This is a genomic window from Candidatus Litorirhabdus singularis (assembly GCF_026262625.1).
Classification (GTDB): domain Bacteria; phylum Pseudomonadota; class Gammaproteobacteria; order Pseudomonadales; family Halieaceae; genus Litorirhabdus; species Litorirhabdus singularis.
Genome location: NZ_SHNN01000001.1, coordinates 1,681,275 through 1,701,341, shown reverse-complemented (window position 1 = coordinate 1,701,341; position 20,067 = coordinate 1,681,275). Strand labels below are relative to the sequence as shown.

The window sequence follows — 20,067 nt, the reverse complement described above, 5'->3', positions numbered from 1 at the left end:
GTTCCTATGCTGCCTGCTCGCTGCTGAGTTTGTTCTCCGTCGCGCGAGGCGTTGCCAATGCTGGAGATTCTTGAGCTACCCCTAACGCCGCCTCCTGCTTGAGCGTCTCGGGATTTTTCTGCTTGGCGTAGAGGAAGTTGAGCACCTGCTGACGGTGGTGGTTGAAACCGGCATCCTCCGCCAGTGCCAGACGGTCCCGGGGCCGCTCCAGTTCGATCTTCAGCACCTCTCCAATGGTAGCGGCAGGACCGTTGGTCATCATGACAATACGATCTGACAACAGCACGGCCTCGTCCACGTCATGGGTAATCATAATGACCGTATTACCCACCTCGGCCTGAATATCCATCAGTGAATCCTGCAAGTGAGCGCGGGTCAGCGCGTCCAGCGCACCGAAAGGTTCGTCCATGAGCAGAACCTTGGGTTGCATCGCCAGGCAGCGGGCAATACCAACCCGCTGCTTCATGCCACCGGAAATCTCCGCTGGAAGCTTGCCCACAGCATGTTCCATATGTACGAGCCGCAGATTATGCTCAATCCATTCACGCATTTCGGCGCGGTTTTTCTTCCCCTTGAACACTTGCCTGACCGCCAGCTCAACGTTCTCGTAAACAGTCAGCCAGGGCATCAGTGCGTGATGCTGAAACACCACGGCTCGGTCTGGCCCGGGTTCATCAACCTCTTTACCTTCCAGTATCACGCCGCCCTCGGTGGCATTCTCGAGACCGGCGACAATGTTCAGCAGGGTCGACTTGCCGCAGCCGGAGTGGCCGATCAGTGAGATGAACTCACCCCGGCTGATCTTAAGATTGATGTCCTGTAATGCCCTGAAGGGGGCCTCGTCGGTAGGGAACTCAATACCGACGCCGCTGATATCCAGGTAATTTTCTTGCATAACTACTCTCCGTTTACAGCGAACCGCGCTAGCGCAGGGTTGCGTGCTTGTCCCAGCTAACCCGCTTCTGCAGGATCAACATCAACTTGTCCAAGGCAAAACCGGTCAAGCCGATAACCACTACCGCGACCATGATGCGGCCCAGCGAATTGGAGCTGCCATTCTGAAATTCGTCCCAGATAAATTTGCCTAGACCCGGATTCTGCGCCAGCATCTCCGCCGCAATCAGCACCATCCAACCGGTGGCCAGCGACAACCTCAGCCCGGTGAAAATCATGGGAATTGCAGATGGCAGCACAATGCGCCTGATGTGAGTCAGGGTAGGCAGAGCCATGACCCGGCTGACATTGACCAGATCCTTGTCGACACTGGATACACCGACCGTAGTATTAATGAGCGTTGGCCAGAGACAGCACAGGGCTACCGTAAATGCGGAGTTCAGAAACGACTTGTCGAACAGCGGGTCTTCCGAGGTATAGACAGCGCTAACCACCATGGTCACCAGCGGCAGCCAGGCGAGCGGTGATACTGGTTTGAAGACTTGGATAATAGGATTGCACGCGCGATAGAAAGACTCGTTAAGTCCACAGGCAATACCCACCGGAATCGCTATCAGGCTGGCGAGGATAAAGCCCACCGCTACAGTATAAAGACTGGTGAAAATCTGGTCGAAGAAGGTCGATTTGCCGGTATAGTCTCGCCACTTGATGCTGGCATCAGGATTCTTTTCCAGTTTTTTGGCGTTGCGTACTTCCTGGCGCTCATAAAACTCGCCCGCCTTCTCGCGCTCGCGTATGTGCTCCTGCACGAGCGTACCGGCCTGATCCCAAACCTGAGCCGGACCAGGAAACTGACCAAGTGAGGTTTGAATGGAGGCGGCGCCCATCTGCCAGATCATCAGGAAGACCGCAATGCCAATGAGCGGCAGACCAATGACCTGCAGCAGGCGATTGACGTGTTTCTCCCAATTGAAGCGCGTGCCAGCGACACCCGCGAGGGCGTCGCTGCTCGGTGCTGTGTGCTCGCCTGCAGACATGATCAGAGCACTTCCTGTTTCAGGCCGATCTTGAACTTCTCCAGATAGGCATTGGGCGCGTTGCCGTCATAGATGATGCTGTCAATGAACTCCGACTGCGGTGGCTTGAAGCCATCCTCGGTGGCAAAATCCGGAAAATCACTGGCCTTTAAAATACCCTCGGCAATCAATTCGCGCGCTGCGGCAGCGTAGAGGTCCGGACGATAGACACTACTGGCGACTTCCTTATACCAGTCGTCAGACTTGGGCTCACTGATCTGACCCCAACGCCGCATCTGAGTCAGATACCAGATGGCGTCCGAGTAGTATGGGTAGGTCGCGTTATAGCGAAAGAATACGTTGAAGTCTGGTACCTCACGCTTGTCACCTTTCTCATATTCAAAGGTACCGGTCATGGAGTTGGCGATCACTTCGTAATCAGCGCCAACGTACTCACTGCGCGACAGAATCTCAACGGCTTCGGGACGATTGGCGTTGTCATTAGCGTCCAGCCAGTAAGCGGCGCGCAGCAGAGCTTTGACGATACGGATCGTGGTGTTGGGGTACTTCTCGCTGAATTCGCGGGTGATACCGAACACTTTTTCAGGATTGTTCTTCCAGATTTCATAGTCGGTGATAACCGGCACGCCAATGCCTTTAAAGACGGCCTGCTGGTTCCAGGGCTCACCAACACAATAACCATGGATGGTGCCCGCCTCTAGCGTTGCCGGCATTTGCGGCGGTGGTGTTACAGAAAGCAGCGCCTCAGCGTCTATCTGGCCGGAGGTGTCGCCTTTATGGGGTGCGTAATACCCAGGGTGTATGTCGCCAGCTGCCAGCCAGTAACGCAGCTCATAGTTATGGGTAGATACGGGGAATACCATGCCCATCTTGAAGGGCTTGCCATCGCTGCGATACCGATCGACTACAGGTTTCAGTGCGCTGGCACTAATGGGGTGAACCGGCTTACCGTTAGCCACCGGAATGTTCTTTTTCATTTCCTTCCAGACGGCATTGGAAACGGTGATGCCGTTACCATTCAGGTCCATACTAAAGGGAGTAATGATATGTGCTTTGGTACCAAAGCCGATCGTCGCCGCCAATGGCTGTCCGGCGAGCATATGAGCACCGTCTAGCTGTCCGTCAATTACACCGTCGAGCAGCACCTTCCAGTTGGCCTGTGCTTCGATCGTGACATAGAGGCCTTCATCTTCGAAGTAGCCTTTCTCATAGGCAATCGCCAGCGGCGCCATATCGGTTAGTTTGATGAAGCCAAAAGTCAGTTCATCCTTTTCTGCTTCGCCCAACTCGGCCTGCACTGCGGTAGCGCCCAGTATGAGCACTGTCGCCACACTCAGATTCAGTGTCAGGCAACGAAGTCTTCGCGCCAGCGTTGCTACGGGAGAGTGGTGGAGTCGTCTTTGCATGGTTACCTCTGCTTTGCGAGGGGCAAAAAAAAGCCCACTACATCAGGCGTACTACTACGCCTGAAGGAGTGGGCACTATTACCCTGAAATTTAAATGGACCTTGAAAAAGAGTTAATGGCAGCTCTAGTAAAAACTGCAATTACCAACAACATTGCAATCTCAGTGCCAGTTTTTATATTCCCTTAAAAATCATATAGATAGTGGATAGCTAGCGGAACCAGGTGGCGCTTTTACTATTTTGAATCGAGCCCGGCGCACTATAACGGAGCAGTCCGCACTACTTCGAGCCAGAGCTAGAGGCGCTCGTTGGGGCCTAACTCAACGCCAGGCGCCATCTCCCAAGCGGTGCTGTGAGCCGAGTCGGGCAGGTAGTCATGCTCTGGATAGGCCATGCCGAGATAACGCGCCGCCTCACGGTACAGGTCGGTGCGATAAGTCTGCTGCACCAATGCTCTGGTCTCCTCTATGGTCGCGCGCCGGCCCAGCATCTTGTTGCATTCGGCGAGTAGAGATTCTGCAGTCGAGCGCCAGGGGAAGCCGGCCTGAAAACGGCCGAACACATGGAAATGTGGCAGCTTAATCAGGCCGCTGTGTTTGCTGTACTGAAAGTCACCACTCAGCGAGGGCCGCAATTGATGCACTGGCAGATCCAGGTACTCGGGACGCGCTAGCAGATCCGCAGCCAGCAATCTGTTGTCTTCTTCCGCCAGCCACTGGCAGGCTAGCATCAGCGCTATGCGCAGGCGCAGGTGAGTCGCCGGGTGATGGTTGTGCCAGTGCTGGGTAACACCGAGCACTTTCTCAATCATATTGTTGCAAACCTGGTAACCGCTGGCCTGCACTGCGCCAATGCCGTGCTGCACCGCGATCGAGTTCCACGGTTCTCCTACGCAGAAACCGTCGATAACGCCGCGGGCAAGGCTATCGACCATTTGTTCTGGTGGCAGCACGATAATCTTCAGGTCCCGATCAGGATCAATACCAGCGCTGCGCAGCCACCAGCGCAGCTGTATGGTGTGACAGGAAAAACTGTGTGAACTGGCCAAGGTCAGGGAGCGGGAGTCCTCCTGCAACCATTTGCGTAGTGCATGTGCTGAGGACGCCGCAGATTTTTCCGGGGCGGCACCGAGAAGCTGCAAGCATTCCGCCAGAGCGGCGCTGACTGTAATCGCATTACCGTTCAAGCTAAGCGCCAACCCGGTGACCATATCTGCGCGCATACCGCCGATACCCAGGGCGGTTGCTAGCGGCAGCGGCGCCAGCATTTGCGCTGCATCTAGTGTACCCACTGCAATTTTGTCGCGCAGGTTGGCCCAGGAAACCTCCCTACGCAAAGTGACATCCAGCCCCAGCTGAGCAAATAAGCCCTGTTCTTTGGCGACAATCAAAGGTGCTGCATCGGTTAGCCGGATATAGCCAAGTTGTAGTTCTGACTTCTCTGCTGGTGGCAGCTTGGATCTGTTTATTATCTGCATGAGTATATTGGCTCCCTAACTATCCATGTCCCCAAGTGTTGCAACCACGGTTCTCGATATATCGACGATGGTCTTATTGCTGTTCATGGACAGTTTTCTAATCAAGCTGTAAGCGTTTTGTTGGTCGATAGCCCGGTGTTTGGCAAGAAGAGCCTTGGCGCGCTCCACCAACTTGCGGTCTTCCAACTCGGTGCGAGTTTGCAGAAGTTCCTGGCGCAGCATGTTGAAGCTTTGAAACTGCCGCATTGCGACCTGAACCACGGTTTTCACCAGGTTGGGGTCAAGGGCGTCGTTTTGATAAACGGTAACTCCTGAGTCTATCGCAGCTGCAATAAAGTCAGGGTCATCTCGCTCCGAGAACATAACAATAGGCGTTGGATTATGGTGCGAAACAATGGTCAAACTTTCGAGTACGTCGCGGTCGGGTGATTCAAGGTCGATGACAATGACATCGGGACGATGCTGTTCTATTTGGTGCAGGAGTCCGCTGGCGCTGCTGAGTACCGATACGACTTTGAAGCCGGCTGCCGCCAGACTGATTTCAACCATGGCCGCGCGTTCACCGGTATCATCGAGCACCATGACACGCGGCGATGATGGGTTGCAATTGGTCACCGGTACTGCAGATACGGGCTTGTTTCCCGCAGGCGGTGTAACGGGCAGCGGTACTTGAAGTATCGCCGCCCGCTTAAAGCTAGAGTTTTAGCTGCGCGGTTAACCAAAACTTCTCCGTATCGGTCAGTGGCCCTGAGTTATCGGCGGAGAACTTGGCATACTTTGCTTGCAGCGTGAGTACCTTCGTCGCTGGCCAGGTTGCTACCAAGTCGATCTCAGTACCGTAGTCAACGCTGGAAGACTCGGCCGCGAAGTCATGGTAGAAAGCTCCCAGCTTCAGAGGACCTGCCTTCCCGGTTGCGCCAATCCAGGCATCCTCTATTCCGTCTGCTGGAGTCGCAAGAAACTTGTCAGCCCAGCCCTGGAATTTGTGCAGCGTCGCCAGCGGTGTCTTAAAGCCGACCCCGTTATCAGATCCAAGCACCTCATAGGCGGCTTTGAAGTTCACGCCTACTAGCTTGGCACCCAGTTCGACCATGTAGTAGTCGGCATCGTAAGATAGATTGCTCTTGCCACTCTCAGTCTGGCTCGCCGCACTAGCAGCCACCGACACCGGACCAAAGCTGCCGCGATAGTCTATGCCATAAGTGTCATTGGAGTTGTCCACTGTACGCCCGCTTGCGTAGCCGTCCTGCTCATCGACATCAATTCGATAAGCAAAGCCGGTCAGGGTGTGCTTGTCTGTAATACTGTAGTCCGCGCGTAACCACCAGTTGTCGCCTTTCCATTTGGAGGGCTGTGCGCCATCATTGGGACCGAAGATGCGGTTAATTCTGGAGACGTACGATAGATCAATCGCAAGTGATTCAATGGGCTTGATGACCGCACGCAGACCGTCGTAGGTCTGCTCATTCTGGCGCCAGGCAACGCCGCCGATAAAGCGCTGGGAGCCATGAGTTATTCGCTGCCGGCCGAAAGTGGCAGTAGACGTATTGAATTGATAAGCCGCCCATGCCTGGTTCAAGTCGGTGCCCTCGGGGTCAGCGACAACTGGATACTCGGCGTTACCATTGGTGGTGGAGTTGAATTCGTCCGAGCCAATGTCGGACACGTTGTCAAACTCCAACTTTGCTGTGAAACCTTTATACGCAGCAGTTTCCAGGGTCAGCCGTGAACGCAACGTCGAGGCTTTGGCATCCTTGTCAAAATTTTCGTCATCGACTCCTTCAAAACGATAGCGGAAGTCGACTGACGCTTTGCCATCGCTTACCATACTGGCGATGCCGTCAGAAAAATTATCTGCCGCTTGCACAGAAGTAGCCAGCGCCAATGGTAGCAGCGCGGTGGTAATCATAACGCGTGTGGTTTTACTCATATTTCCCCCAAAAAAATGCCCGCCAGCGCTAGGTGCAGCTGGAGGGCATTGTTACCCGTAAACAGTCAAATGTAGGGCGACGTCCCTGTCGCCACTAAAGCTTTAGCAATAGTCGTGCCAAAATTGAATTTAGCCTGAATTAGGGGTCTGTAGGGCAGTTTTTGGGTTCACCTTGAGTTTGTTGCGAAGCTGCCGCCCCAAAATGCGGCGTATCGTGCTCTGTAATAAGGCAACTCCACCGTGCATGGGGCGTTTGCTGAACGCGCCTTGTAAAGATTTTGACAAGCTGAGCCTGAGGTGAAAGCAGTAATCAGCCAGTGGCCAGAGGTCGAGAAAGAACCAAAGCGATGACTATGAAGTTGTAGCCGTAACGCAGGGCACGGGCGCGTCCACAGCGCCGACTTTGAAAAGTGCGTCTGAGTTGGCGAACATGATCTTGTCCAACTGGCTCTGACTAATCTGTGACTTCAGGACATTCTGGAAGTTGATTCGATAGTCCCGCCAGCCATTATGCGCCGACAACACCAACCGGTCGGTGCCGAACATAACCCGATCCTCAACTTTCTGGTTGCCGCTTACTGCCGTACCCAGAACGTCCGTTAATCTTGCAGAACCTTCGCCCTTGGCCAGCTTTGTCCAGCCCCCAGATCGCCGTACAAGTTCTCCGAGCCAGGTTGCTGCATGGTCTGGGAAAATACTTCGGTCCAGTTCTCAGTGGAGCCCTGCACTGAAGTATTACCTCCCATATGTGCGAGGTTGACCCGGGTTCCAGCGTTCTCGGCATCCGCAAAGAACCTGTTCCAGGCAGCGGGGCCGCCGAGCTTATTGTGCGAAGATTTTCTACCCCTACTGTCGGCGCTATGCATCATCACAGGAATGACGGATAGCCACACGAGGCGAGAACCAGTCCGCCCTCGCCCAACTGCCCAGCAGCCCGCAAGCGTTGATACACCTAGCGCTGCGGATCCTTTAAGGAAAGACCGACTTGAAACAAGCCAGAAGCGCTGCCCACGCTATCCATCTGGATTCATCTCTGGCAGAATCCTCACCCTATTGGTCTACAAATAATAATGGAGAAAACTATGAGCACAATGGATAAGTTCAGATTGGATGGCCATGTGGCAGTCATCACCGGTGGTGGCCGTGGCATCGGTCGCGCTATCGCCTTGGGTATGGCAGAAGCCGGCGCCGACGTTGTGCTGGCCGCGCGTCGCACCGAGGAAATAGAAGCTGTCGCACAAGAGGTGATTGCTCTGGGGCAACGCGGGCTGGCGATCACCACTGACATGATGGACATGGCGCAAATCGAAAACCTGGCCGAACAGACAGTAGCGCAGATGGGCAAGTTAACCATCTGGGTGAACAATGCCGGCGGCGCAGATGATCGTACCCTGCGCAATCTAATCGACGTGCCGGAGTATCAGTGGGACTTTCAAGCTGGACTCAATTTGAAGGCGGTTTGGGCCGGCGCCATAGCGGCCGCCAAGCGCATGGAGGCGGGTTCCTCCATTATTAATATTTCCTCGATCGAGGCTTTTAATCCGTCTATTGCCAATGGCCCTTATGCTGCCGCAAAGGCGGGTGTGCATACCCTGACCAAATCCCTGGCCAAAGAACTGGCACCAAAAATTCGGTGCAATGCTATAGCGCCCGGCCCGATACCTACCGAAGTACTGATGGAAGCCATGAACCTCACAGACGAAATGCTGCCTGGAGTTGTTCAACACCTGCAAATACCGATGGGTCGAATGGGTCGCGAAGAAGACATCGCCCCGGCTGCCATATATCTGGCTTCAGCCGCAGCTGAATGGGTGACCGGTGAAGTACTGACTGTCTCCGGTGGCTTGTAGCTAACCCCGCCAGCGCAGTGGCTGCAGGTGCAGCACTGCGTTTCCCTGATCGATTTCGAAGGGAGCTTGATCCAATAGGTTCAAGCTCGGCCCTCACAAATTGGCTTTGAAGCCAAGCGATACCCAACCTCTGCGCGTTAAGCATCCAAACCGCAGCCATCTCGGGTCTTGCTGCTGGATTTATAAGCCTGCTGAGCTTAACTGGTCCGGACAAATTCAAGACGGAGGTTCTCATGAATGGCACTGTAGCCAGAATAACGGTGGCGACACAACGCAAAACTCTGGCCGAAACCTTGGTATTGCGCGATGAACTGCCGCCACTGGAGCATGATGAGATAAGGCTGCGAGTCGACAAGGTCGGACTGAGTGCCAACAATCTGTTTTACGCACAGATGGGCGAGGCACCCTTTCTCAAATTCTTCTCGGTATATCCTCTGAGTGAAGAGCATAAGGACCTGGCCATAGTGCCAGCCTGGGGTGTGGCAACAATCATCGAGAGTGCCAACCCGGAGTTTACCGTCGGTGAGCAGTATCGCGGCTTCTTGCACATGACCAATGTGGTACAGATGAAGGCTCGGAGAACAGCCGAAGGATTTCAGGCCTTTGGCGGCAAGCGCGACAAGATAAACCAGGCCTACAACGGCTTTCTCACGGTCGCTGCGGGGGGCACCTCACCGATTGCGGGAGAAGGCCCAAAAGCTGACTTGGCCATGACGTCAGCCCCGGGTGGCGGTAGCGGGTTTATCCTGTATGAACTACTGAAAATGCATGCATTTTACGGTGCCAACAGCGTGGTTCTGACTTCTGCTTCTTCCAAGCTGTCGCTGGTCACTGCGCAGCTGCTGCGGGAGCAGCGCGATTCTGGGGAGCTGCAATGCGTGGTCGGCTATACCGCAAAAAGCAATCAGGCCTTTGTTCGCTCAACCGGTCTTTATGATCTGGTGATCTGCTACGAAGACGCTTTGCCCGACGATACCGAGCTCAAGCACCTACTGGTAGATGTTGCTGGCGATGCTGCCATTTATAAACGCGGTAAGGACAAATTTGTCAAAGCATTCGCGGTTGGCGGCACCCATGCAGATGCCGAGGCCTCGGTGTTTACCGCCTTTGGCCCCTCCGGCTTTGTGAAGATGCTAATTGATATGGTAGCGCCGGCCTCAATCAAGACTTGGGCGGCACGTCGGCTTAGTCCCAAATTAGAGATGTTTTTTGCCCCCACGGTAATCAGTGAGCTACTGGACAAGTGGGGACACGAACAGATGGATATCAAGTCTGATGCGGCTTTGACTGCGTTTGTCGATGCGGCGATCGATGGCAATTGGATGAGTGTTCATCGAGCAGAGACTCCGGAGGCAGCTCAGGCCGCCTATCGCAGGATTGTAGAGGGCAAGGTACCGCCTGCGGAGGCGGTGATACTAGCGCTGGCTGAGGGGTAACCCCTTGGTTTGATGTCAGGCTGCTGCGTTGAGGTCAGAGACTATTTTGGCGACAGCTATGCGATTGTAAGCTGGGCTGGAATGCAATATAACAAAGAGGCAAAGTGTGGAATTGACCAAGACCCGCTAGACCCGCCGCCTATACAAGCGGCCGGTGTTCTAGCGGGGTGATTTTTTGTTGCGGTTAAGCCTTAACTGGCGCTTTACGCTTGGCGATAACCATACCACCGACAGCCGACATGAAAAGCCATGCAGCAGCAGGTAGTGGCACCGGGCTCACGTCAACAGCCAGAGACGCACCAGCATTCTGGCCATCGGTCCACTCAATGACGAAGGTGGTTAGATCACCGCCGTTTTGAGTCCAACCAGCATCTGCGACGTATCCGTTGCCCCAGTTAACGCCGAGTACAAATTGACTGCCGTCTATAGTGGTGCTGCCTTGTGAGACATTGGCTACCAATGCCTCTACACCAAAGCTGCCGTCCAGGTTATCGGTGAAAGCAAAAATACCACCGTCAGATCCTAAAACAAGAGCGTTGGCATCGGTCAGTGCATCAGTGTCTTCAAACAGCGCTAATGTGCCACCATTCAAGGACAGGATCGGTTCGAACTGCACTATGTTGACGTTGCCAGTGCCATCAACGTCGGTGGGCTCCCAGATGGTAGCGGCGGTGGCTTGAGCTGAAAGTAAAGCACCCCCCAGCAGGCTGAGCACTACTGTGTGTAATCTCGTCATAATACTACTCCGTGAAATGAATATGGCCCGTCTAATGAATTCCAAGTACCACGGGCTTGTGTACCAGCTAATCCTATGCAACAACTATGCCATGGCTTATAAATCAATGACTTAGTTCATTCTGCCGTATTAGAAGATGTATAAGTGTTAAAAAACCTGACACCAACCCCTGACCCGTTAGCTGACCACTTATTGTCAGTATGAGGCTTGTTAGCCCCTGCTCCTGCGGCCTGCTGCAGTAGCTCGATGGCGGTCCAGCCAGGGAATAGCGAGGAAAAGTTTTACGCCTGGCAATGGCCTTACAGGTAATCTGTCTCGGTGAAGTAGTTGTCCCAACGCTGGTCCAGTGCCTCGCAGGCCTCGACCAGTGGCAGCGCGAGCAGAGTCTGCTCACCACTGACCAGACCCAGCTTGCGCAGCTTGTCCAGCGCGTCATCAATTTCAAAATCAATCGTGCAGTCCCACTGGTCCTGCAGCCACTGCTCGATAGCAGCGTCTAGCTGTTGGCGTGTTAGCGGTTGCTCACTACGTAGCAAAAAGCTATAGGCGAGTATGGCCTCCTTGCATTCCTCTTCCTCGGCATCATCAACCAGACGATGGAATACCCCGGCGTTGTTGTCCAGATTCTTGAAATACAGATTCTCGGTCAGTGATTGCAGGAACCGAAGCTTACGGTTTTTGAAGTTGCTGAACTGTTTCCAGATGAAACTACCGAGTCCTGCTATCCCGGCTATTAATGCCAATGCGGTGGCACGGCTCAGCTCTACCGGTTCGGCGCTCAAACCAAGCCAGTAGCCCACCAGTGCTCCCAGCAAGATCATCGAGGCGCCGATTTTGGTACTCAGGGCCACCACGCCACCGGCAAGGGCCGGGACACCGATAATCAGCTTGTCAATCATCCGCATACCGAGCCGGGTATTGGGGAACAGCATCTCAATATCGGCCTTGGGCACGTTCTGAAACAGCTTCAGCATGGTGATACCGGTACGATCCGGACGCTGCTGCAGCGATGCGTCGGCCTTCAGTTTTACGTAAATGACCACCCGGTCAAAATTGCTAAAGCTGACACTCTGCGCCCACAGGCCGAACAGCTGACTAACCGTTTCCTGCTTTTGGTATTCGCCACGAGTAAATAGCAGCACTTCCTCAAAATCATCAAAGTCCACATGCAGCTGCAGCTTGAAAAGAGAGTTTTCTTCGAACGCGCGCTGCAGGTCGGCGTCAGTCAGCCGGTCGTAGTTGGCTCGTTCCAGCAGCGATTCCATTTGCCGCGCGAAGTCGGCGGAAGATGCCTCGGCAATACCCACTGGAGCACGCGTATCCCGATCAGGATTCAGTGGCGCATAGGCGTCTTTAAGATCTTCCAGGCGCCGGTGATAGTCAAAGTGGAAAACACTTTGTAGAATCTCGCAGAACTGACGAAATCGAGCGTCATCATCATATGGCTGCTTTTGCAGAAGCATCTCGACAATGTCGCGCTTACGAAAGGGTATGAAGCGACGTACGGAAATTTTCATAAAAGCCAGCCAGTAAACAAGCCGCCAAGAATACCCTCAGGGCGCCTTCAAGGCGAGCACTCTGCTGCTGAAGACGAGAGCACAATGGGCTCTGGTCTGCCACGAACTCAGTTCCTATAGGGAGCCGCCAGATATTCCACTTCAGGGTCACGTGTAGATCAGTGCGAAAGGTATCCACCGTCAATAACCCCCCGGCATGGTGAGAGCTTTGGTTTCGCTTTAGAATGGGTCATTCAATACAGCGATAGTGATTACCGTGGCCAAACGCAGACGACTTCGAGAACAGAAAAAAGCGGGGAGTACCCAGCCAAGAACAATTGATTTTCAGATCGAGAATATCGATAGCCTCGGTCAGGGCGTCAGCAAGCTGAATGAGGAAATTAGTTTTATCGCCAAAACCTTACCGGGAGAAACCGGCAGCGCACAGGTGCTAAAGCAAAAAAGGAAGGTTAGCATCGCCAGGCTCGATGCATTGGAGCGCATCTCGGACCAGCGCATCGAACCGGATTGCCGGCATTTTCAGCATTGCCCTGGCTGCCACTTTCTGCATACCGATTACTCCACCGAGCTAGCATTTAAAAAGTCGGCGTTACAGGACTGCTTCAAAAACTTGGAGCTGCCGGCTGCAGGAATCGATCTCGTGCAGGCGCCGCAACGCCAGCATTATCGCAACCGAATACAACTGCACTATCGGCACAAATACCTTGGCATGTTGGACGGCCTGACAGATCAAGTGAACGAAATACCTGATTGCCAGATTCTGGTGCCGCAGTTACAGGCACAGCTGAAGGCTTTGTATGAAGACAAGAGCTGGACCAAGGAACACAGCGGCAACGGTCACTGTGAAATTTATTGGCAGGATGAGCGGGTCAATATCAGCTGGGACAAACCCTATGCAGACGGTGGCTTTACCCAAGTGAATCAGGCAGTAAATACAATCCTGGTTGATAGGGTTAAACAGCTGGCCCTGGCTGTGCCATTTGAGCATGTATTGGATGTCTTTTCCGGCAGCGGCAATTTGTCCAACCCCATCATCGCCGAAAATCCGGTACCTCGCCGCATGGTCGATTTGAGTGGTGTAAGCCACGCCGACTTCATGACAATGAACCTGTATGACGATGATGCGCTGCCGCGCTTTCTGCAGCGCCAGCGCCTAAAACAATTTGATCTGATGCTGGTGGACCCGCCCCGAAAGGGATTTCCGTCACTCAATTCGTGGGTTAGGAAACTAAAGCCAAAACGCCTGATCTATGTCAGCTGCAATCCTGAGACGCTTGCCGCCGACATTCAAAGCCTGACAGGCAAATTTGCGTTATCGCACTTGAGCCTTCTGGATATGTTCCCGTCTACTTTCCATTATGAAACCGTAGCCACGCTGGACTTTACAAGGCACTGACAAGCTAACCTTTGACTGACCTCAGGCCGGCCCAGTGGCCCTGGAGCACATAATGGCAATGCATGATTATACCGGTCGATCTTCCGCGGCGTCCTTGCTGGCGCGCCAGAGCCTCTGAAACCCCGCTCTGACCCATTAAGTGAAGTCTGCGGTGATAACCACTACCGACTTATTTTCAACCTCTTGGGACCCGTCATCAGAAACAGTACCATCCATCCACACAGGCTAAAGTAGCCGCTGTGCCAAATCAGAAAGCCGAAGCCACCCCAGGTTGCCAGGTCCTTGGTTTCATTGACCATGAAAAACGCATCACTGACGGCCTGCGCCCCTGTTCTAATGGCCGGTGTCGGGTTCTCCATCTGCCAATGCGCAATGGCGCGGGGCCAAATTTCAATAGGCAAGTGATACAGCAGTGAATAGGCACAGTAGCCAACCGTGAACACAGCCATCATCAGGGTGAAAACCCGATACAGCTTCAACTCTTTTCGCGTTTTTTCATCCTTATATGAGTAGACTCTTGCAAGCTGGACCAAGGTCAGCGGCAAGATCGACACAAACGCAATCCCCCATAGCGTCTCCTCAATGGCAAAGAAAACGTCGATCTTAGTTATCGCTGCCGTGGTGGCGAAGAACTGGGCAACAAAAATGCAGAAAAAAAGTATATAAGGTGTTCTCGCCAAGAAAAACCAACGAGGACGCCCTGAGCCTCCATGGCCAGACTCGGGAACTTCTTTATTAAGTTGCAACAGTGCCAGCATGATCAACGAGGCAAAAGAAATTTCAGCGAAGGTAGCAAAAAACCGAATGAGCAGAGAGCTGTTGGCAAGTGTATCGAACCAGGCTAACTGGTTCAGGTAGCTGGAGACGAAGACAGAGCGGTAAACTGCAACCATAATGAAGATTGCACCAAAGTTTCTCATAAGCTTGTCGTAGCGTGCGTGCTCATTGTCAGTCGAGTGGCACGACCTGGAAAACAAAAAACCGCAGGCCATCAGGTTCACTACATTGATGGTGACCAGTGCACCCCACCAATTCCAGGCCCAGGCCCATTCCGTCTCTGGCATGTTGTTGCTTCCATCATTTTATAGGGGTCATTAGAGTCTTTTATTCTATCAGGAAATTTCAGCGATTTTTCTTAAGCTGACAGAGGCAATGCAGAATTGCACCAACTCCCTGACGGAGTCTTAAGACGCTGGCCAACTGTTGACGGCTAAGCGTCAAGAACAGAGTCGGCGATGTTGGTAACGTATTTATGGCCCGAATCTATCAATTTTGACAACTTCACTTGCCAGTACTGCGTGTTAGCATGGTCCTTTGAATCCGGGCCTCTTTAAGCCAAACAAGTGGACTCAGGTCAGTTTCAAGGAGATGCCTTGTTGAATTTATACACACTAGTCGCCCTCGCCGCTTTTACTCTATTCGGTTCAATTTCCGGCTGTACCGGGTCAGGCGATGACACGGTTACCATTTTTACAGCGCGAAGCATTATTACAATGGATCCAGAGCTCCCCACGGCTGAGGCACTAGCCGTACGGGGTGATCATATAGTCTCGCTAGGAAATCTAGCTGACTTACAGAAACAATTCCTGGATCAGGACACCCGTGTCGATAATCGTTTCGCTGACAAGGTGATCATGCCGGGATTCATAGATCCGCATGTGCATCCATCTATTGCAGCCACCATCCTGCCAATGGAAATAGTAGCCGCCATGGCTTGGCCGACGGCAGAGGGTCTCTCGGAGCCAGTTCGCAGCGCAGAAGCCTTTCTTGCCAGACTGAAGCAGCTTGACCAGCAGATTCCAACTGATGAGTGGTTGATGGCATGGGGTTACCATGAGCCGTATCACGGCCCTATGAACAGAGCGTTACTTGATCAGGTGTCCACTGAGCGGCCGATTATGCTCTGGCAGCGTTCGGTGCATGAAATGTTCTTCAACAGCAAAGCGCTCGCACTGCTGGGTTTATCGAAGGAAGCTTTTGCCGCTGAGCCTCACAGTAACTGGCAAGACGGACATATCTGGGAGGCAGCCCTATTTTCCCTGGGCCAACCAATGATAAAGAAGCTCGCGGCTCCCTCCAGTTATCTGCAAGGCATGTCACTGATGAGTGATCTCATTCATCGGGGGGGTGTTACTACAGTCGGGGAGCAAGGCTTTCCGCAAGTCAGCACATTCCTTGAGTACTGGACCCTCAGGTGGGAGTCGTATAACAAGCCTTATCGCTTTGTTTTGGTGCCCAACGCAATGTTCCTCAGCAACCGGCTCGATTCTGTGAATGAGGTGCTAGCAGCTGCGGATAAGCTACTGCGTAAATCCGGCGACAAGATTCGCGTTGTGAAACACGTCAAGTATTACGCCGACGGTGCAATCTACAGTCAACTCATGCAGATGACTGAACCCTATCTGGACGGGCATCACGGCGAGTGGATGATTCCTCCGCCAGATCAGCGAAAGCTACTGCAGACTTTCTGGCGCGCTGGCTGGGACATCCATATTCACGTAAATGGGGATGCGGGCCTCGACAAAGTTCTGGATGACATAGAGTTGTTACGAGGGACCGAACCGCAGCAGCACCCCCGCATCGTACTGGAGCACTACGGCTACGCCCGAGGTGACCAGCATGCGCGCGTCAAGGCATTGGATATCGCGGTTTCGAATAACCCATACTATCTCTACGAACTGGCACCTATCTACGCTGAACACGGTCTCGGGCCAAGCAGGGCTGAAGATATTTCTCCACTTGGAGGACTGCTAGAAGCTGGGGTTGGTATTTCGTTTCATTCTGATTTCACCATGGCTCCCTTGCAACCACTTACGCTGGCCTGGGTTGCCGCAAACCGAATTGCCAGCGATGGCAATCAGTGGGGCGAGCATCAGGTGATTCCCCTGCAGACGGCTCTGGAGGCAATCACCATAGAGGCAGCGAGAAGCCTGGGACTTGAAAGTGAAATAGGCTCGATTGAGCCCGGCAAAAAAGCGGACTTTACCGTTCTGGAGGAAGATCCTTACGAAACCCCATTACATCGGCTCAAGGACATCGAAATCTGGGGAACCGTGTACGAAGGCGTGGCCTACCCGTTAACTACCCAATAATTTGCGGGTACCCCTGACGGGGGTTCAGCATTCTTTTGGTGTTGGGATGAAAGGACTAGGCAGGTATTGCAATGTAGTGCCATGAGAGCGTCGAACTCTATTTTCAATATCTTGAGCGCTTAGATTGGTAAAACCCTGCCGATGGCTTCGATTCAACAGTTATGCGCAGGACTGCGGAAACATGAAATGGCCAGCGATGGAAAATAGATAGTGGTGACACCGCCTGGGATCCACAAAGCCAGAGCGAGGTACGATGTGGAGGCGATTTATGCGTACGTTCTTCACGAGGCGCACGCATTACGTGACGAGCAAGAAATCTCAGTATTCGACCCCATTATCGACTGGTTCCGTGACCTGATAGCGACTGTGCTTGTTTGGTTAACGCGGGGCTAAATAGCTGAAACTGCCCGATTGAATGTGCATGGAACGCGCATTTGAGTAGTCCGCCCAGAGGCGAGCTGGACAGCTCCGTCTAAAACCCTGCAAAGTGTCAGGTTTTTTTACACTCGCCGCTTTGCCGGTGAAGTCGATATTTCCATGTCTATGAAAAATAGAGCATTTCCCATTCTGGCGTGAATATTGCAGCAAGATCCAAGTTCGTTTCTTTATTCTTATGTTTAGCGCGTTTGCTGGCTTGAGCAGGAAGGGAATACCTGAGTTAGCCCCGAGATGCGCATGCAATCTTGGAGTATATTAAATGAAATCCAATAACCAAAAAATCTCACCTACTCTGGTGCTGTGCACAGCCCTAGGTTTGCTCGCTATTAGTACCAGTGCGACCGCAGCCGTGAGGGTCACCAACGATTGGTCGACCTTCTTTCAGTTAGAGAAACCCACCGGTAAAATTGACGAGCCAGCATTGAGTGGCTTCGAATACCTGATTTCTTCAAGCCCCGATCCTTTTCGTGCCAATGACCAATATCTGATAGCGGGAGAGGAAACGATTCCCTCGCGATCGCTGGTTAACGACCTCGGCAACGCAGCTGATTTGTCGGGTATGCCGTTGAATTTCTCGATCCAGCACAACCTGGTCGGTGGCAGAAACTTCACTTTCATCATAGACGACCTGCTTGCCGGATCACCGAGTGTTTTATGCTGGGGAGGTAATTGTGCTCCTGGATCTATTTCCGCCGCGACCATTGACGGCATAGCACCCATAACGCAATACAACGGACTCCAGTTGCAATTAAGGTCCCAGGAAGTTGCAGGGTCTAGTGCGACGCTGTCCAATCTATCACTGACCGGCGTGGAAATTATCCCCGGCAGTGATCCGCTGCTCAATGGCACAGTAACGCCGACAACGCCGAGCACCATATTGATAGACCCCCCGGGCCGCGTGGGCCAGTGGCTGCTGGGAGATAATCTCGATTTTGTTACTCAAGAATGGGAGCTTAGTGGAACCATCACCCTCACCCGGAGTGACGCGATTGTAGATCTAACCAAGGTCCGTCTTGCAGTGGATTTTGTTAACGACATGCGCTTGCCACTGGCGCCGGTACCGCTGCCTGCCGCAGTCTGGCTGTTTGCTTCCGCTATCGCAGGTCTGACCGCACTCAAACGCAGACGTTGATAACGCTGTCTTCTAGCGGCCGTGACGAGTTAAGTCGTTACGGCCCTGTAAGTCAGTGATCTGGCCGCAAGCCAAGGCCCGCCCCCTCAAGATCGACCGATTAGCTCCCCAGCACCCATAAATACCCTGCGCCTGTAACATTTCTGTCACATACCTGAAATACCATTGCCATCAGTCGGCAACATTGTTGCCGTATGTAATTTATTGCGGCGAACGGAAAACAGGGGAACCCAGCTATGAAACTTCGAACTATTGTGGCGTCAATGGCGCTAATAAGTCCTGTAATACAAGTACAGGCTGCGGTCAGTGACGCGGATTTCGCGGCTTTGCAGGAACAGTTGGCGGCCATCGCAACGCGTTTGAATACGCTAGAATCCGAAAACGCAGAGCTTAAGGCGGCCAATGCGGAAACGATCAAGGAGGTCGTGTTCACCCGCGAACAGGTTGAGAACATGACTCCAGAGAATGCTGCCATCAGCAGGACCGGCAGCGGTCTTAAAGTAGCCTCTATCGATGGCGATAAGTCTTTTGCGATCGGCGGTCGCCTTCAGTGGGACTATGCAAATATTGATATCAACGGCGAGAACGTTGTTAACGATACTTATATTCGCCGAGGACGGATTTATCTAAAAGGTCAGTCTGATGACTGGGCCTATAAAACACAGCTAAACCTGGACAATAATCGCGGCGGTCTCTTCCGCCGAGGCGGCACAGTCGAAGACTTTTATGTTACCTACAAAGGTTTTGGCAGCACTGCCAATATCACTGCGGGTAAGCACAATGCACCCTTTAGCTTGGAGCGACTCACTAGCTCAAATGACATGACGGCTCTTGAACGTTCTGCATCGACTAACTTCTTCATCTTCGATCGTCAGGTGGGTATTCAATTCCACGGTAAATCAGGCATGTTCACCTACGGTGTCGGCGCCTATGAAGCGGAAGCGGCTCTATTTGATTCCGGTGACCCCATTGAAGACCTTGGCTCTCAAGACCTGGCAATTATTGGCCGACTAACCGCTGCACCCATTAACAACGATGGCAATGTATTACACTTTGGTGCGGGTTTTGTTCACACTACCGAAGAGAGCAAAAGGTTTGGACTAAAAGATGTATACAACATTGAAGCCGCAGCTGTATTAGGCGCATTTCATGTTCAGACTGAATATTTCAACGGCCAGCTTGCAACAGAAGGCAGCTCCGAGGTGGATACTTACTACCTCCAGGCAGGCTGGGTGATTACCGGAGAATCTCGCCCCTATAAAGACGGTAAGTTTAAGCGTATTAAACCAACCGGTGACTATGGTGCCTGGGAAGTGCTCGCCCGCTATAACGACGGTGATGGTGACTACGAAGGGCTCGGTGACAGGGAGGCAAAATCTTATCTCGTTGGTATCAACTGGTACGCCAACAATCGAGTTCGTATAGGCGCCAACTACGCCATGATCGAAGAGGATGTCACAGGTCAGGATGCGGATATTTTCCAAACCCGTCTCCAATACGTTTTTGACTAAGTAAAAGCGGGTATCCACGTCCCCAGCTTTGAGTTTCTCGCTCAGCTGGGGATTTTTGTCTGCATGGCACTATTGATTAGTCACCTGAACCTTACACGCCTGATAGCGCGCTGAACATGCAGGCCCTGGCTATCAGGACGTACTTTTGCGCGAGCGGTAATTAACGTAGCGAACAGGGTACTCATAGGGACAACGGTCTGAGCCTTGAGACTGGCT

General features: G+C 53.0%; 17 protein-coding genes. 6 read left to right on the top strand and 11 right to left on the bottom strand.

Translation table 11 applies throughout. The features are described from left to right. Positions 1 to 4: 4 nt before the first annotated feature. The 8 genes from EYC98_RS07565 to EYC98_RS07530 all read right to left on the bottom strand — a co-directional run bounded on the left by EYC98_RS07565 (position 5) and on the right by EYC98_RS07530 (position 7,636). Positions 5 to 895, bottom strand: coding sequence for an ABC transporter ATP-binding protein (locus EYC98_RS07565; protein ID WP_279244711.1), 891 nt, complete (start codon positions 893 to 895; stop codon positions 5 to 7). A gap of 28 nt (positions 896 to 923) precedes the next feature. Continuing rightward, positions 924 to 1,931, bottom strand: coding sequence for an ABC transporter permease (locus EYC98_RS07560; protein WP_279244710.1), 1,008 nt, complete (start codon positions 1,929 to 1,931; stop codon positions 924 to 926). Between the two features lie 2 nt (positions 1,932 to 1,933). Then, a complete protein-coding gene (locus tag EYC98_RS07555; RefSeq protein WP_279244709.1) occupies positions 1,934 to 3,337 on the bottom strand; it encodes a CmpA/NrtA family ABC transporter substrate-binding protein in 1,404 nt (467 codons plus the stop codon). A gap of 294 nt (positions 3,338 to 3,631) precedes the next feature. Next, the gene (locus EYC98_RS07550; RefSeq protein ID WP_279244708.1) at positions 3,632 to 4,813 is read right to left on the bottom strand and encodes a CmpA/NrtA family ABC transporter substrate-binding protein; all 1,182 of its coding nucleotides are present in this window, start codon (positions 4,811 to 4,813) and stop codon (positions 3,632 to 3,634) included. A 15-nt stretch (positions 4,814 to 4,828) separates the two neighbouring features. Further along, a complete protein-coding gene (locus EYC98_RS07545; RefSeq protein ID WP_279244707.1) occupies positions 4,829 to 5,428 on the bottom strand; it encodes an ANTAR domain-containing response regulator in 600 nt (199 codons plus the stop codon). Between the two features lie 79 nt (positions 5,429 to 5,507). Then, positions 5,508 to 6,743: an alginate export family protein gene (locus EYC98_RS07540; RefSeq protein ID WP_279244706.1), complete on the bottom strand. Its 1,236-nt coding sequence runs from the start codon at positions 6,741 to 6,743 to the stop codon at positions 5,508 to 5,510. 351 nt (positions 6,744 to 7,094) lie between these two features. Next, positions 7,095 to 7,289: a hypothetical protein gene (locus EYC98_RS07535; protein WP_279244705.1), complete on the bottom strand. Its 195-nt coding sequence runs from the start codon at positions 7,287 to 7,289 to the stop codon at positions 7,095 to 7,097. 53 nt (positions 7,290 to 7,342) lie between these two features. Further along, positions 7,343 to 7,636, bottom strand: coding sequence for an amidohydrolase family protein (locus EYC98_RS07530; RefSeq protein ID WP_279244704.1), 294 nt, complete (start codon positions 7,634 to 7,636; stop codon positions 7,343 to 7,345). 189 nt (positions 7,637 to 7,825) lie between these two features. On the opposite strand from EYC98_RS07530, the gene EYC98_RS07525 reads away from it, so the two are divergent. Continuing rightward, a complete protein-coding gene (locus EYC98_RS07525; RefSeq protein WP_279244703.1) occupies positions 7,826 to 8,593 on the top strand; it encodes an SDR family NAD(P)-dependent oxidoreductase in 768 nt (255 codons plus the stop codon). A gap of 233 nt (positions 8,594 to 8,826) precedes the next feature. Then, positions 8,827 to 10,029, top strand: a complete 1,203-nt coding sequence (locus EYC98_RS07520; protein ID WP_279244702.1) for a DUF2855 family protein — start codon at positions 8,827 to 8,829, stop codon at positions 10,027 to 10,029. A gap of 184 nt (positions 10,030 to 10,213) precedes the next feature. On the opposite strand, the gene EYC98_RS07515 is transcribed toward EYC98_RS07520, so the two are convergent. Further along, positions 10,214 to 10,765, bottom strand: coding sequence for a VPLPA-CTERM sorting domain-containing protein (locus tag EYC98_RS07515; protein ID WP_279244701.1), 552 nt, complete (start codon positions 10,763 to 10,765; stop codon positions 10,214 to 10,216). A gap of 299 nt (positions 10,766 to 11,064) precedes the next feature. Next, on the bottom strand, positions 11,065 to 12,282 hold the full coding sequence (locus tag EYC98_RS07510) for a TMEM143 family protein (protein ID WP_279244700.1): 1,218 nt from the start codon (positions 12,280 to 12,282) through the stop codon (positions 11,065 to 11,067). 256 nt (positions 12,283 to 12,538) lie between these two features. On the opposite strand from EYC98_RS07510, the gene EYC98_RS07505 reads away from it, so the two are divergent. Next, positions 12,539 to 13,678, top strand: a complete 1,140-nt coding sequence (locus EYC98_RS07505; RefSeq protein WP_279244699.1) for a class I SAM-dependent RNA methyltransferase — start codon at positions 12,539 to 12,541, stop codon at positions 13,676 to 13,678. Between the two features lie 161 nt (positions 13,679 to 13,839). On the opposite strand, the gene EYC98_RS07500 is transcribed toward EYC98_RS07505, so the two are convergent. After that, positions 13,840 to 14,598: a hypothetical protein gene (locus EYC98_RS07500; protein ID WP_279244698.1), complete on the bottom strand. Its 759-nt coding sequence runs from the start codon at positions 14,596 to 14,598 to the stop codon at positions 13,840 to 13,842. Positions 14,599 to 15,054: 456 nt separating this feature from the next. Between EYC98_RS07500 and EYC98_RS07495 the strand changes: the two genes are divergently transcribed. The 3 genes from EYC98_RS07495 to EYC98_RS07485 all read left to right on the top strand — a co-directional run bounded on the left by EYC98_RS07495 (position 15,055) and on the right by EYC98_RS07485 (position 19,851). Further along, positions 15,055 to 16,770 (top strand): amidohydrolase, encoded by a 1,716-nt coding sequence (locus EYC98_RS07495; protein WP_279244697.1) that lies wholly within the window; start codon positions 15,055 to 15,057, stop codon positions 16,768 to 16,770. A 697-nt stretch (positions 16,771 to 17,467) separates the two neighbouring features. Continuing rightward, on the top strand, positions 17,468 to 18,340 hold the full coding sequence (locus EYC98_RS07490) for a VPLPA-CTERM sorting domain-containing protein (RefSeq protein WP_279244696.1): 873 nt from the start codon (positions 17,468 to 17,470) through the stop codon (positions 18,338 to 18,340). Positions 18,341 to 18,576: 236 nt separating this feature from the next. Next, a complete protein-coding gene (locus EYC98_RS07485) occupies positions 18,577 to 19,851 on the top strand; it encodes a porin (RefSeq protein WP_279244695.1) in 1,275 nt (424 codons plus the stop codon). Positions 19,852 to 20,067: the final 216 nt, after the last annotated feature.